The following is a 12,376-nucleotide window of genomic DNA, read 5'->3' on the forward strand; positions in this document are numbered from 1 at the left end:
TTTGCAACGCAGCAAGAATTTTTACCGAGCCAATATTAAGACGCGAAAAAGGCCAGCGAAACTCGCTGGCCTCTCCCTGATTTAAGCTGTTGCAGCGCGCGAAAGTCAGGCCGCGTCTTCGGCCCGCTTGTCCTTTTCGCTGAACACGCGAATCGGCTCCTTGCTGCCGGCGACCACATCCTTGTCGACCACCACTTCTCCCACGCCCTCCATCGAAGGCAGGTCGAACATGGTGTCGAGCAGGATGGCCTCCAGGATCGAGCGAAGCCCGCGCGCGCCCGTCTTCCGCTCGATGGCCTTCTTGGCAATGGCGGTCAGGGCATCGTCGGTGAAGCTGAGTTCGACATTCTCCATGTCGAACAGCTTGGCATATTGCTTCACCAGTGCGTTCTTCGGCTCAACCAGGATCTTGACCAGCGCAGCCACGTCCAGATCTTCCAGCGTCGCTATCACCGGCAGACGGCCGACGAACTCAGGAATGAGCCCGAATTTCAGCAGATCCTCCGGCTCGCTCTGGCGCAGCAGTTCGCCGGTCTTTCGCTCCTCGGGCGCGGCGACATGAGCACCGAAGCCGATCGACTTGGCCTCCAGACGGTCGCCGATGATCTTTTCCAGGCCTGCGAACGCGCCACCGCAGATGAAAAGGATGTTGGTCGTATCGACCTGGAGGAACTCCTGCTGCGGATGCTTGCGCCCGCCCTGCGGCGGAACCGAAGCCGTCGTACCTTCCATCAGCTTCAGAAGCGCCTGCTGCACGCCCTCACCCGACACGTCGCGCGTGATCGACGGATTTTCGGCCTTGCGGCTGATCTTGTCGATCTCGTCGATATAGACGATGCCGCGCTGCGCCTTCTCGACATTATAGTCCGACGCCTGGAGCAGCTTGAGGATGATGTTCTCCACATCCTCGCCCACATAACCCGCCTCGGTCAGCGTGGTCGCGTCGGCCATGGTGAAGGGCACGTCGAACGTCTTGGCCAGCGTCTGCGCCAGCAGCGTCTTGCCGCAGCCGGTCGGACCGACCAGCAGGATGTTGGACTTGGCCAGTTCCACCTCGCCCGGCTTGGTGCCGTGGTTGAGGCGCTTGTAATGGTTGTGGACGGCAACCGACAGGACGCGCTTCGCCCGGTTCTGGCCGATCACATAATCGTCCAGCACATCGCAGATTTCCTGCGGGGTCGGCACGCCGCCATCCTTCTTGCCGACGAGACCGCCCTTGGTCTCCTCCCGGATGATGTCGTTGCACAGTTCCACGCACTCGTCGCAGATGAACACGGTCGGCCCCGCGATCAGCTTACGCACCTCATGCTGCGACTTGCCGCAGAAGGAGCAGTAAAGCGTGCTTTTAGAATCGGAGCCCGTAAGCTTAGTCATTCGCCAATCTCTCTTCCCTCTTTTGAGGCGAACAGCCGCCCCATGCCGAGGGATATTCTGGTCCTAGGATCATCCTAGACCGCGACGCGCCCGTTTCACAAGGGGAGAAAAGGGCGCGTGCGGTAAACATAGGTTTTAGCCCTCGGGGGTTTCCGCCATGGCCGGCCGGCGGTCGAACACTTCGTCGACCAGACCGAAGGCCTTGGCTTCCTCCGCCTCCAGGAAGGTATCGCGGTCCATGGCACGCTCCACTTCCTCCAGCGAACGCCCGGTATATTGGACGTAGAGGTTGTTGAGGCGGCTGCGGATGCGCAGGATTTCCTTGGCCTGGATTTCGATGTCCGACGCCATGCCCTGCGCGCCGCCCGATGGCTGGTGCACCATGATGCGCGCGTTGCTGAGCGCGATGCGCTTGCCCGGCTCGCCCGCCGCGAGCAGGAAGCTGCCCATGGAGGCCGCCTGGCCGATGCACACGGTGCCCACCTGTGGACGGATATATTTCATCGTATCGTGGATCGCCATGCCGGACGTCACCACCCCGCCGGGCGAGTTGATGTACATCCAGATGTCCTTCTTCGGATTTTCCGACTCAAGGAACAGCAACTGGGCGACGATCAGCGAGGCCATATGATCCTCGACCTGGCCGGTGACGAAGATGATCCGCTCCCGCAGCAGGCGCGAATAGATGTCGAAGCTGCGCTCGCCCCGGTTCGACTGTTCGATGACGATAGGGACCAGAGCGGCCATGGGATCGGACATGATATCGGTCATTTTGCTCTTTCAGGGTGTGTTGCTTTTGCCCGTTCTCTACATCGGCACAAAAAGCGGACTGTTCAAGGGGTCGCGTGAAACGCGGTCTGTTTGCCCGGCCGAACGGGGCGCAATCAGTCGCGCCGGGCGAAGTCGGATGGCGCCTTGAAGGCGAGATAGGCAAGCCGGCGAACCTCCCGCCGCCCGCGCACCACGGTGTCCAATATAAGGCCGCACATGCCCGAAAGCGTGGCGAGGATCATGAGGCCCGTCACCAATATGGCGGTCGGAAAGCGCGGCACAAGCCCCGTTTTCATATAGGTGAGGATCAGCGGCGCCGCCAGGACCAGTCCCGTCAATGCCAGCAGGGCAGCGATGATGCCGAAGAAGAGGATCGGCCGTTCGATGCGATAAAGGGTGATGATCGTCCGCAGGATGCGCCAGCCGTCGCGATAGGTGCTGAGCTTGCTGACCGATCCTTCCGGCCGCGCGCCATAGGCGGTGACCACCTCCGACACGGGCATGGCGAGTTCCAGCGCGTGGACGCTGATCTCCGTCTCGATCTCGAACCCGGCGGAAAGGACGGGGAAGCTCTTGACGAACCGTCGGGAGAAGACACGGTATCCGGAGAGTATGTCCGTGAAGCTGCGTCCGAACAGCCGCTTGAGCAGGCTGGTCAGCGCCCAATTGCCGAAGCGATGCCCGCGCCGATAGGCCTCCTCAATCTCGCTCCGCCTTGCGCCCACGACCATGTCGAGATTGTCTTCCAGCATTGCCGCCACCATCTTTGGAGCGGCCGCAGCCTCATAGGTCGCATCGCCATCCGCCATGATGTAGATGTCGGCATCCACGTCCGCGAACATGCGGCGCACCACATGACCCTTGCCCTGCTGCGCCACGCGGCGGACGATTGCCCCAGCCCCAGCTGCCAGTTCGCGGCTGCCGTCCGTGCTGTTGTTGTCGAACACGTAAATTTCGGCGGAGGGGAGCGCCCGGCGGAAATCCCCCACCGTCCGAACGATCGCGCCGGCCTCATTATAGCAGGGCAGGATGACGGCGATCCTCGGCGTGGCAACGCCCTCCCCGCTTTCCACTGCCGGAAATTCCTTCATCGACCTGAAACCTTTTTAGCGCCGCCGCATCACCTCGGAAACACGGCATGTTCCTGCGAAGGCAGGACCCAAATTCAAACGGCGGGACTGGAATCCTGCCTTGGCAGGAGTTCGACTCCCCCGATCCTGCCCCCTCTCGACATGAACGGACCTCATTAACATTTCGTCTGCCATGCCGCGCCCGAAATGAAAAGCGCCCGGGCTTCCTTGCGAAGCCGGGCGCTTGTCCAGTCAGACCGAAAAGGCCTTATTCAGCCTTGGCGGCAGCCTTCTTGGCCGGAGCTTTCTTGGCCTTGGGCTTCTCCTCGGCAGCGGCTTCCTCAGCCACGGCCTCATCCTTCTTGGCGGCGGCCTTCTTGGCCGGAGCCTTCTTGGCTGGGGCCTCTTCGGCGGAAGCCTCGGCCGGAGCCGCTTCCTCGGCCTCGGCAGCCTTCTTCTTCGGCGCAGCCTTCTTCGCCTTGGGCTTTTCGTCATGATCATGGTCATGATCATGGCCACAGCCCGGACCATGGACGTGCGGCTTCAGATCGCCGTCCTCAGCCTCGATCGCGGCTTCCAGCTCTTCCCGGCTGACGGCCCGGTCGGTGATCTCCGCCTTCTCGAACAGGAAGTCCACCACCTTGTCCTCATAGAGCGGCGCACGGAGCTGCGCGGCCGCCATCGGGTCCTGACGCACATATTGCACGAAGCGCTCGCGGTCCTGCGGGCTGTACTGCTGGGCTGCCTGCATGATCAGGCGGTTCATTTCCTGATCGCTGACGACAACGCCATTGGCCTGGCCGATTTCCGAAAGCAGCAGGCCCAGGCGGACGCGGCGCACGGCGATGGCGCGATAGTCTTCCTTCTCCGCTTCCATCTCCTTGAGGGCCGCTTCGGGGTCTTCCTCATGGCTGGCTTCGTGCTGGAGCTGCGCCCAGATCTGGTTGAACTCGGCCTCGACCATGCTCGGCGGCACGTCGAAATCGTGGGCAGCGGCGAGCTGGTCGAGCAGCTTGCGCTTCATATGGGTGCGGGTCAGGCCATTATGTTCCTGCTCGATCTGGCCCTTCAGCAGTTCCTTGAGCTTGTCCAGACCCTCCAGGCCCAGCGACTTGGCGAAATCATCGTCCAGCTTGGGCTTGTCGGCATTCAGGATCGCCTTGACGGTGATGTCGAAGGTCGCTTCCTTGCCGGCGAGGTGCGCCGCGCCATAATCTTCCGGGAAGGTCACGGTGATGGTCTTCTCGTCACCCTTCTTGACGCCGGCAAGCTGCTCCTCGAAGCCCGGGATGAACTGGCCCGAGCCGATCTTGAGCTTCACGTCCTCGGCCGAACCGCCCTCAAAGGCCTCGCCGTCGATCTTGCCGACGAAATCGATGGTCAGCGTATCGCCGTCCTTCGCCTTGTGGCTGGCGGCATGCTCTTCCAGCGCGCCCTGCTGGGTCGCGATGCGGCCGGCGGCTTCATCCACCTGCGCATCAGCCACCTCGACGGTCAGACGCTCCAGCTTCAGCCCTTCGATGCTCGGCGCCGCGATCTCGGGCAGCACTTCCAGCTCGACCTTCACCTCGGCGTCCTTGCCGAATTCGAAGGCCTCGTCCAGCTCGACCGAAGGCTGCATCGCGGGGCGCAGCTTCTGGTCAGCGATCAGCTTCTGGATGCTGTCCTGGATCGAGCTGTTGAGCGCATCGCGCTGCAGCGATTCGCCATGCATCTTCTTGACGAGGTTGGCGGGCACCTTGCCGGGGCGGAAGCCGGGCATGCGGACCTGCGGCGCGATGGCGGCCACTTCCTTTTCCACGCGGGCGTCGATGTCCTTCGACGTGATGGTCACGGTGTAGGCGCGCTTCAGGCCCTCGTTCAACGTCTCGACAGTCTGCATCTCTTCTCTCAAACGCTTTCTAAAGCTGAATTTCGTTGGCGCCTGCGCATCCTATAGAGTCTGGCGCACTGGTGCGGGCGAAGGGACTCGAACCCCCACATCTTGCGATACCAGAACCTAAATCTGGCGCGTCTACCAATTTCGCCACGCCCGCATCGGTCGCCGGTCGGCGCGGCATAGAGAAAAGCGACCCATGAAGCAAGGCCCAGAGGTCCAGCCTGTGGATAACCGGTGGATAAGTCCGAACGGAACCCATCCGCCCGGCCGGGCGTAACCCCTCATATCAAGGAGAGACAGCCATGGCCACCCACCCCGACCCGGCGCCCGACGGCGTGCCGCCCCCCGACAGGATCGACCCTCAATCGCCGCCGGAAACCCCTGCACCCCTCACGCCCGACGAAACCCCCGCCGGCGAGCCGCCGGAAATCGTGCCCAATGGTCCCGATTTCGACCAGCCGGACAGCGCGCCGCCCGAACTCCCTCCCGTCTGATCGACATTTTGGTCACAGACCGTGGGTTTTCCACAGAAACGGGAAATAATGCCTGCGCAATCGCTGGACAGGCCCCTGCATCCATGATTGAACTATGACAAACAGATGAATTCGGGAGAGGCGCGGCTGACAGCAAGGGGGTCATCGTGCACAGGGTTCGCGCTAAGCTGGAATGGTTCAAGACAGTGATCCTACCACAGGAAGCTGCTCTCAGAGGGCGCCTCCGGAGGATCCTGCCTGCCAATCAGGAACTGGAAGACATGGTCGCGGAGGTACTCGCCCGCGCCTATGCCACTGAAAATTGGGAAAATGTGACGACCGGTCGGGCTTATCTCTTCACCATAGCCCGCAATCTGGTGATCGACACCGCACGCCGTAACAAGGTGGTGAGTTTCGAAACCATTGCCGACCTGGAACTGCTGCAGGGCGAAAATAATGTGGAGGCTCAGCTTCACGCCCGCGAGGCCCTGCGACAGGTCGAGACGATCGTCGATTCGCTTCCGACACAATGCCGCCGGGTCTTCATTCTCCGCCGTATCCATGAAAAATCCATGCTGGAAATAGCGGAGGAAATGTCCCTGTCCGTTTCTACAGTTGAAAAACATCTGGCCAAAGCGATCGCAATAGTTATGCGGGCCTGGGCGGAACGTGAGGAAACGGATTTCGAACGTGCAGGCGTCGGGACCAGATTCGGGCTACGAAAGCAGGGACAAGATCGAGGCGGAAGCCGCGCGCCTGCTGGCAAGGCTTAATGGCGATCCTCGTCCCGAGGTCGAAGCGGAAATCTGTCGCTGGGTCGAAGCCGATCCCCGTCATGCCGTAGCGTTCGCGCGGGCCGAAGCCGCTTGGGAAGCGGCCGAACGGCTGAAGAGCGCGGCCGCCGAAGTCAACCTGCCCCCGCTGGAAGCCATCGTCAGCGAGGAGCAGCAGCGCCGCCTGTCGCGCAACATCATGATCGCCGCCGCCGTCGCGGTGATGCTGTTCATCGTCGCTGCCATCGTCACGGTCCGCACCTTCAGCGGCGTCGACCATTATGAAACGCGGATCGGCCAGATCAGCGACATCGCGCTGGACGACGGCTCGACCCTGCATCTCAACAGCGACAGCGCCGCCGAGGTCCGCTTCACCGATCATGGCCGCAAGGTCCGCATCCTGAAGGGCGAAGCCTCTTTCGACGTCGCCCACGACCGCTCCCGCCCCTTCGACGTAGAGGCCCGCTCCGCCGTCATCCGCGCCGTCGGCACCGCCTTCAACGTGCGGTTGCGCCCTTCATTGGTCGAACTGACCGTCACGCAGGGCACCGTCACGGTGCATTCCGGCAACGATCTGGCCCAGCAGATCAGCGCCGGCAGCGGCGCCGTCATCCAGCCGCGCAGCGTGTCGCTCACCCATCTCGACTCGCGCCTCATCGGCCAGCGGACCGCCTGGCGCGAACAGATGGTGGAACTGGACGGAGAGACCATCGAACAGGCCGCGAGCGAGTTCAACCGCTACCGTGCGGCGCCGATCCTGATCGGGGACACCCGGGTCTCATCGCTCCGCATCGGCGGCCGCTTCCGTATCACCGACAGCAAGGAATTCCTCTCCGCCCTGCAACTCAGCCTGCCCATCCGGGTGGTCGCCGGACAGGACGGCTCGGTCATGCTGCTCTATCAGGATGAACCGGAGCCAGCGGACAACGCCGCCGGCGAATAGGAGCGGGAAGCAAAACACTCCCCCTCATCCCCAGGCATTATCGCCATGGTCCCCGACCTCTCACCCCGTCATCCGGGCGAACGCCGGGATCTCAGGCGAGATGGCACGAACGGACCGTAGAAGAATCCGCTTTCGGTCCGATGGCCATGCGAAACGGCCCGTTCCGGACTACCCCAATAATTCGCGCACCAATTCCGGCACCAGGATACTCGCCGCCCCAATACGGCTTTCCTCGAAATAGAAGCTGCCCGCCGATGGCTCCAGATTCAACTCCAGCGTCCGGGCGCCCACATGGCGCGCGGTCTGCACGAATCCCGCCGCCGGATACACCGCCCCGGAAGTGCCCACCGAAACGAACAGGTCGGACCGCCGCAAGGCATCGTCGATCAGATTCATCCGATAGGGCATCTCCCCGAAGAAAACGATGTCGGGGCGCAGGGCCGGACGCCCGCACCCGTCGCAGGCCGAGCCGGGGGGCAGAGCCGGCGTCCATGGCACCGCCTTGCCGCAAGCCGCACAGAGCGCCGACCGCAACTCGCCATGCATGTGAACCAGCCGCTTCGCCCCGGCCCGCTCGTGCAGATCGTCCACATTCTGCGTGACGATCAGCAGCTCGCCCGGCCATGCCGCATCCAGCGCCGCCAGCGCCTCATGCGCGGCATTGGGCTTCACCTCATCCAGCCTGGCCCGCCGCTCGTCATAGAAGCGATGCACCAGCGCGGCATTCCGCGCCAGAGCTTCGGGCGTGCACACATCCTCGACCCGATGCCCCTCCCACAGGCCATCGGGCCCGCGAAAGGTGGCAAGGCCGCTTTCCGCCGAAATTCCCGCACCGGTCAGGATCACGATATTGCGAATGTCGTCCATCTCTTCTTCCGGCGCCATGGTTGCATGTCATGGCTATGCCGCATTCGGGATCATCCGGACATCGTTTTTGCAGAACGGATCATTGGCTTGGCCCAACCAGCCATTTATCGTCCATTTCCGTACCGCGGGGATGACAAGCCCGGCCCGTTCTGGCATCGGCCATCCGACCTTCCAGGGAATGAGGCTGATGACAAGGATCGGGATTTTCGGAGCGGCTGGCCGCATGGGACGCGCCATCGCGCAGGTCGCTCAGGAGGCTGGGCTGGAAATCGCCGGAGGCACCGACCGCGGTGGCGCGGGAGAGCTTGCCCCCGGCATCGCCATCACTGCCGATCCGCTTGCCCTGGCCGAGCAAAGCGACGTGCTGATCGACTTTTCCGTGCCCGCCGCCCTGTCGGCCCATCTGGACGCCTGCATTGCGGCAAAGAAGCCGATCCTCATCGGCACCACCGGACTGGAATCCGCGCACCATGCGCTGATCGACGAAGCGTCAAGGCAAGTCCCGATCCTCCAGACCGGCAATACCTCTCTGGGCGTCAACCTGCTGGCGGCGCTGGTGGAACAGGCTGCGGCGCGCCTCAACGACGATTGGGACATAGAGATCGTCGAAATGCACCATCGTCATAAGGTCGATGCGCCTTCCGGCACTGCGCTGTTGCTGGGCGAAGCCGCCGCGCGCGGGCGCGGTATCGCTCTTGCCGACCATAGCGAACGCGGGCGCGACGGCATCACCGGCGCACGGGCCAGGGGTGCGATCGGCTTTGCGGCATTGCGCGGCGGATCGGTGGCGGGCGACCATCAGGTGATCCTCGCGGCCGAGGGCGAGCGAATCGAAATCGGCCATCGCGCCGAAAACCGCGTCATCTTCGCGCGGGGCGCGGTGAAGGGGGCCCAATGGCTGATCGGCCAACCCGTCGGCCGCTACGACATGAAGGGCGTGCTGGGCCTGTAAACGCCGATGAAGAAGGACCAGATCTTCGATTTCTTCAGCCGCCTCGCTGAAGCCAATCCGGCGCCCCGAACGGAGCTGGAATATGGCAATGTCTATCAGTTGCTGGTCGCGGTGGTGCTTTCCGCGCAGGCGACGGACGTGGGCGTCAACAAGGCGACCCGCGCGCTCTTCCGCGATGTCCACACGCCACAGCAGATGGTGGAACTGGGCGAAGAAGGCCTGAAACAGCATATCAAGACCATCGGCCTCTTCAACGCCAAGGCGAAGAACGTCATCGCCCTGTCCGAAATCCTCCTGCGCGATTTCGGCGGAGAGGTGCCGCAGGATCGCGATGTCCTGACCACCCTGCCCGGCGTCGGGCGAAAGACCGCCAATGTCGTGGTCAACACCGCGTTCGGGCAGGAAACGTTCGCGGTCGACACCCACATCTTCCGTGTCGGCAACCGTACCGGCCTAGCGCCGGGCAAGACGCCGCTTGCCGTCGAACTGAAGCTCGAGAAAAACGTTCCCGGCCCCTTCCGCCGCGATGCCCATCACTGGCTGATCCTGCATGGCCGCTATGTCTGCAAGGCGCGCAAGCCCGAATGCTGGCGCTGCATCGTGGCCGACCTCTGCCGCTTCAAGCCCAAGACTCCCGCGCCCGGCACCAGCCCCTGATTATTGCGCGGTTCAGCCGCCGCGCGGTAGAAGGATCGACAGGACGGATGACAGGCTCCCGCGACGTCATCCGGACAGTCAACAGGAGAGACGATATGTCTGCCCCCCTTATCCGCCAATTCGCCCTGTCCGCGGCACTCGCCTGCACGGCTGCCCCCGCCCTCGCCGGGAAGGCTCCGGACAATCTGGTCCCCGCCGGCAAGCCGGTCGATTGCGTTCAACTGAATGCGATCCGCTCCACCGAGGTCCGCGACGACAGGACCATCGATTTCATCATGAACGGTAACAAGGTCTATCGGAATATCCTGCCGATGAGTTGCCCCAGCCTGGGTTTCGAGCGGCGCTTCCTCTACAAGACCAGCCTGTCCCAGCTCTGCTCGGTGGACATCATCACGGTGCTCTATCAGACTGGCGGATTGCAGCGTGGACCGAGCTGCGGCCTCGGGAAATTCCAGCCGATGCAGAAAATGGCGAAATAACTTTGGCCTGAGGCGATTTTGATGCTGGCGCGAGCGATTGGGCTTTGCTAAGCGGCCCTTCGCACCAGCGACACGCACCCATAGCTCAGCTGGATAGAGCGTTGCCCTCCGAAGGCAAAGGCCAGAGGTTCGAATCCTCTTGGGTGCGCCATTTTCGAATGGATGTCAGAGAAATTTTCTCTCCAGACCAAGCAGATAGCTTTTGGCCTTCAAGCCGCCTGCAAAGCCCGTCAGTGCGCCGTTGGCGCCCACTACCCGGTGGCAGGGCGCAATGATGGAAATCGGGTTGCGCCCATTGGCGGCACCCACTGCGCGGCAAGCGGACGGTCTCCCGATCTGACGGGCAATATCGGCATAGCTGCGCGTTTGTCCAAAGGGGATGGTCAGCAGCGCGGTCCAGACGCTTTTCTGAAAATCCGTGCCGTTGAAATGCAGCGGCAGGTCGAACGTCTCCCGCTGCCCGGCGAAATATTCATTCAGTTGCCGTCCCGCTTCCTCCAGCACCGGATGATCGCCCCTTTCGGTCCGCTGCCCCATGGGCACCCGCCGGGGATCGTCATCCTGCCACAGGACCGCCGCCAGCCCCGCCTCGCACGCGACCAGCGTCAGTTCACCGACGGGCGATGCCAGCGTCCGATATGCATAAGTCATGCCCTGTCCTTTCAACCCTTTGCCGACGCCAGCATGGGGCATGACATGCATGGCCGCCTTCCCGCCGCTTGCGGTCAAAGATCATTTCAGGCCGCCACCCATCGCGCGATACAGTTCGACCATGTTCGCGGCGCGCGCCAGCCGTGTCGCCAGCAGGCTCTGTTCGGCATTATAGAGCGTCCGCTGCGCATCCAGCGTGGTCAGGAAGGGATCGACGCCGGCGCGGAACCGCGCTTCCGACAGGCGATAGCTTACCCGCGCCGCATCCCGCAGGGATGTCTGCGCCTCCATTTGCTCCGTCATCGTGCCGCGCCGGGCAAGCGCATCGGCGACTTCGCGGAAACCCGCCTGCACGCTCTTCTCATAGGTGGCGACCATCGCGTCATAGGTGGCCCGCGCATAGCGCAGATTGCCCCTGTTCCGGCCGAAATCGAAGATCGGCAGGCTGGCGGACGGCACCACCGACCATGTGTCGCTGCCCGACTTGAACAGATTGGACAGGCCAAGGCTCAACGTCCCGAACGCCGCAGTCAGGGAGATATTCGGGAAGAAGGCCGCTCGCGCCGCGCCGATATTGGCATTGGCCGCCAGCAACTGATGTTCGGCCGCCATGATGTCCGGGCGTCGCAGCAAAGCCGTGGAAGGCAGGTCGGCCGGCAGGTTGGAGAGGGTGACGTCGCCATCCGGCATCGCCGCCGGCAAGTCCTCCGCCGCCACCGTCATACCGGTAAGCAGGTTCAGCGCATTCTGGTCCTGCGCCACCAGGGTCGTCGCCTCGGCAATGTCGGACCGCGCCCGGTCATGGCTGGTCTGCGCCTGCCGCACTTCCAGTTCCGACGCGATCCCCTTGGCGAAGCGGGCCTTGGTGAGGTCCAGCGTCTGGCCGAAGGCTTTTTCCAGATCGCGCGCAATCCTCAACCGCTCCTGATCCGCCGCCATGGCGAGCCAGGCGTTAGCGACCTCTGCGACCAGCGCGGTCTGCGCCGCATTCCGGTTCTCGACCGATGCGAAATATTGTTCCTGCGCCGCCCTGCTGAGGTTGCGCACCCGGCCGAACAGGTCGATTTCCCAGGCCGACACGCCCACGGACGCCGAATAGATGTCCATCCGGCCCGTCCCGACCTGCGAGAAGGGCGTGTCCTGATAGGTGGCGCTGCCGCTGGCGTTCACAGTGGGAAATATGTCCGCCCGCCGCACGCGATATTGCGCCCGCGCCTGCTCGACATTGGCAAGGGCGACACGCAGGTCGCGATTATTGGCCAGCGACGTCTCGATCACCCGCGCCAGGCGGGGATCGACGAAGAAATCCTTCCAGGCCGTATCCGCCGGAACGATCGCCGGCCCTTGCCCAGCCGGATAGGCCGGCCCCTGCGGGCTCCCCCCCGGCACCGGCAAGGCAGGGCGCACATATTTGGGCGCCATGTCGCAGGCCGCGAGCGTCAGCGCCAGAGCAGCCGCCGAGAACGGCTTCATCTTGTTCATTATCC

The 12,376-nt window shown here is 63.2% G+C and carries 13 protein-coding genes and 2 tRNA genes; 7 read left to right on the forward strand and 8 right to left on the reverse strand.

Annotated elements, in window-relative coordinates; all coding sequences use genetic code 11:
• Window positions 1–105: 105 nt before the first annotated feature.
• From clpX to EWH10_RS10680, 5 genes are all read right to left on the reverse strand, one after another.
• Window positions 106–1,374 (reverse strand): ATP-dependent Clp protease ATP-binding subunit ClpX, encoded by a 1,269-nt coding sequence (gene clpX, locus EWH10_RS10660; RefSeq protein WP_007685071.1) that lies wholly within the window; start codon window positions 1,372–1,374, stop codon window positions 106–108.
• Window positions 1,375–1,509: 135 nt separating this feature from the next.
• A complete protein-coding gene (clpP, locus tag EWH10_RS10665) occupies window positions 1,510–2,145 on the reverse strand; it encodes an ATP-dependent Clp endopeptidase proteolytic subunit ClpP (RefSeq protein WP_007685070.1) in 636 nt (211 codons plus the stop codon).
• A 113-nt stretch (window positions 2,146–2,258) separates the two neighbouring features.
• Window positions 2,259–3,236: a glycosyltransferase family 2 protein gene (locus tag EWH10_RS10670; protein ID WP_044662442.1), complete on the reverse strand. Its 978-nt coding sequence runs from the start codon at window positions 3,234–3,236 to the stop codon at window positions 2,259–2,261.
• 247 nt (window positions 3,237–3,483) lie between these two features.
• Window positions 3,484–5,097 carry a trigger factor gene (gene tig, locus EWH10_RS10675; protein WP_044662443.1) on the reverse strand — a complete coding sequence of 538 codons (1,614 nt, stop codon included), beginning with the start codon at window positions 5,095–5,097 and terminating at the stop codon, window positions 3,484–3,486.
• A gap of 69 nt (window positions 5,098–5,166) precedes the next feature.
• Window positions 5,167–5,251, reverse strand: a tRNA-Leu gene (locus tag EWH10_RS10680).
• Window positions 5,252–5,396: 145 nt separating this feature from the next.
• Between EWH10_RS10680 and EWH10_RS10685 the strand changes: the two genes are divergently transcribed.
• From EWH10_RS10685 to EWH10_RS10695, 3 genes are all read left to right on the forward strand, one after another.
• Window positions 5,397–5,588, forward strand: coding sequence for a hypothetical protein (locus EWH10_RS10685; protein WP_044662444.1), 192 nt, complete (start codon window positions 5,397–5,399; stop codon window positions 5,586–5,588).
• 146 nt (window positions 5,589–5,734) lie between these two features.
• A complete protein-coding gene (locus EWH10_RS10690; protein ID WP_048575718.1) occupies window positions 5,735–6,340 on the forward strand; it encodes a sigma-70 family RNA polymerase sigma factor in 606 nt (201 codons plus the stop codon).
• Complete coding sequence (locus tag EWH10_RS10695; RefSeq protein ID WP_044662446.1) at window positions 6,258–7,283, forward strand: FecR family protein; 1,026 nt, start codon at window positions 6,258–6,260, stop codon at window positions 7,281–7,283. The genes EWH10_RS10690 and EWH10_RS10695 overlap by 83 nt, the downstream gene beginning before the upstream one ends.
• A 168-nt stretch (window positions 7,284–7,451) precedes the next feature.
• On the opposite strand, the gene EWH10_RS10700 is transcribed toward EWH10_RS10695, so the two are convergent.
• Complete coding sequence (locus EWH10_RS10700; RefSeq protein WP_044663167.1) at window positions 7,452–8,150, reverse strand: NAD-dependent deacylase; 699 nt, start codon at window positions 8,148–8,150, stop codon at window positions 7,452–7,454.
• 187 nt (window positions 8,151–8,337) lie between these two features.
• On the opposite strand from EWH10_RS10700, the gene dapB reads away from it, so the two are divergent.
• The 4 genes from dapB (at window position 8,338) to EWH10_RS10720 (ending at window position 10,389) form a co-directional block, all read left to right on the forward strand.
• Window positions 8,338–9,102, forward strand: coding sequence for a 4-hydroxy-tetrahydrodipicolinate reductase (gene dapB / locus EWH10_RS10705; RefSeq protein ID WP_044662447.1), 765 nt, complete (start codon window positions 8,338–8,340; stop codon window positions 9,100–9,102).
• Between the two features lie 6 nt (window positions 9,103–9,108).
• Window positions 9,109–9,759, forward strand: coding sequence for an endonuclease III (gene nth / locus EWH10_RS10710; protein WP_044662448.1), 651 nt, complete (start codon window positions 9,109–9,111; stop codon window positions 9,757–9,759).
• Window positions 9,760–9,854: 95 nt separating this feature from the next.
• The gene (locus tag EWH10_RS10715; RefSeq protein ID WP_371873082.1) at window positions 9,855–10,238 is read left to right on the forward strand and encodes a hypothetical protein; all 384 of its coding nucleotides are present in this window, start codon (window positions 9,855–9,857) and stop codon (window positions 10,236–10,238) included.
• Window positions 10,239–10,312: 74 nt separating this feature from the next.
• Window positions 10,313–10,389: transfer RNA gene (locus EWH10_RS10720), tRNA-Arg, on the forward strand.
• Window positions 10,390–10,403: 14 nt separating this feature from the next.
• Here EWH10_RS10720 and EWH10_RS10725 read toward each other — a convergent pair.
• Entirely contained in the window at window positions 10,404–10,889 is a 486-nt protein-coding gene (locus EWH10_RS10725; protein WP_044663168.1) for a methylated-DNA--[protein]-cysteine S-methyltransferase, read from the reverse strand.
• A gap of 81 nt (window positions 10,890–10,970) precedes the next feature.
• The gene (locus EWH10_RS10730) at window positions 10,971–12,371 is read right to left on the reverse strand and encodes an efflux transporter outer membrane subunit (RefSeq protein WP_044662450.1); all 1,401 of its coding nucleotides are present in this window, start codon (window positions 12,369–12,371) and stop codon (window positions 10,971–10,973) included.
• Window positions 12,372–12,376: the final 5 nt, after the last annotated feature.

This window comes from Sphingobium fuliginis, assembly GCF_004152845.1.
Lineage (GTDB): Bacteria > Pseudomonadota > Alphaproteobacteria > Sphingomonadales > Sphingomonadaceae > Sphingobium > Sphingobium fuliginis.

Coding starts and splice junctions, on each gene's coding strand:
- EWH10_RS10730 (WP_044662450.1), bottom strand. CDS start 12,371: ATGAACAAGATGAAGCCGTTCTCGGCGGCTGCTCTGGCGCTGACGCTC.
- EWH10_RS10700 (WP_044663167.1), bottom strand. CDS start 8,150: ATGGACGACATTCGCAATATCGTGATCCTGACCGGTGCGGGAATTTCG.
- nth (WP_044662448.1), top strand. CDS start 9,109: ATGAAGAAGGACCAGATCTTCGATTTCTTCAGCCGCCTCGCTGAAGCC.
- clpP (WP_007685070.1), bottom strand. CDS start 2,145: ATGACCGATATCATGTCCGATCCCATGGCCGCTCTGGTCCCTATCGTC.
- EWH10_RS10685 (WP_044662444.1), top strand. CDS start 5,397: ATGGCCACCCACCCCGACCCGGCGCCCGACGGCGTGCCGCCCCCCGAC.
- EWH10_RS10670 (WP_044662442.1), bottom strand. CDS start 3,236: ATGAAGGAATTTCCGGCAGTGGAAAGCGGGGAGGGCGTTGCCACGCCG.
- clpX (WP_007685071.1), bottom strand. CDS start 1,374: ATGACTAAGCTTACGGGCTCCGATTCTAAAAGCACGCTTTACTGCTCC.
- EWH10_RS10715 (WP_371873082.1), top strand. CDS start 9,855: ATGTCTGCCCCCCTTATCCGCCAATTCGCCCTGTCCGCGGCACTCGCC.
- dapB (WP_044662447.1), top strand. CDS start 8,338: ATGACAAGGATCGGGATTTTCGGAGCGGCTGGCCGCATGGGACGCGCC.
- tig (WP_044662443.1), bottom strand. CDS start 5,097: ATGCAGACTGTCGAGACGTTGAACGAGGGCCTGAAGCGCGCCTACACC.
- EWH10_RS10725 (WP_044663168.1), bottom strand. CDS start 10,889: ATGACTTATGCATATCGGACGCTGGCATCGCCCGTCGGTGAACTGACG.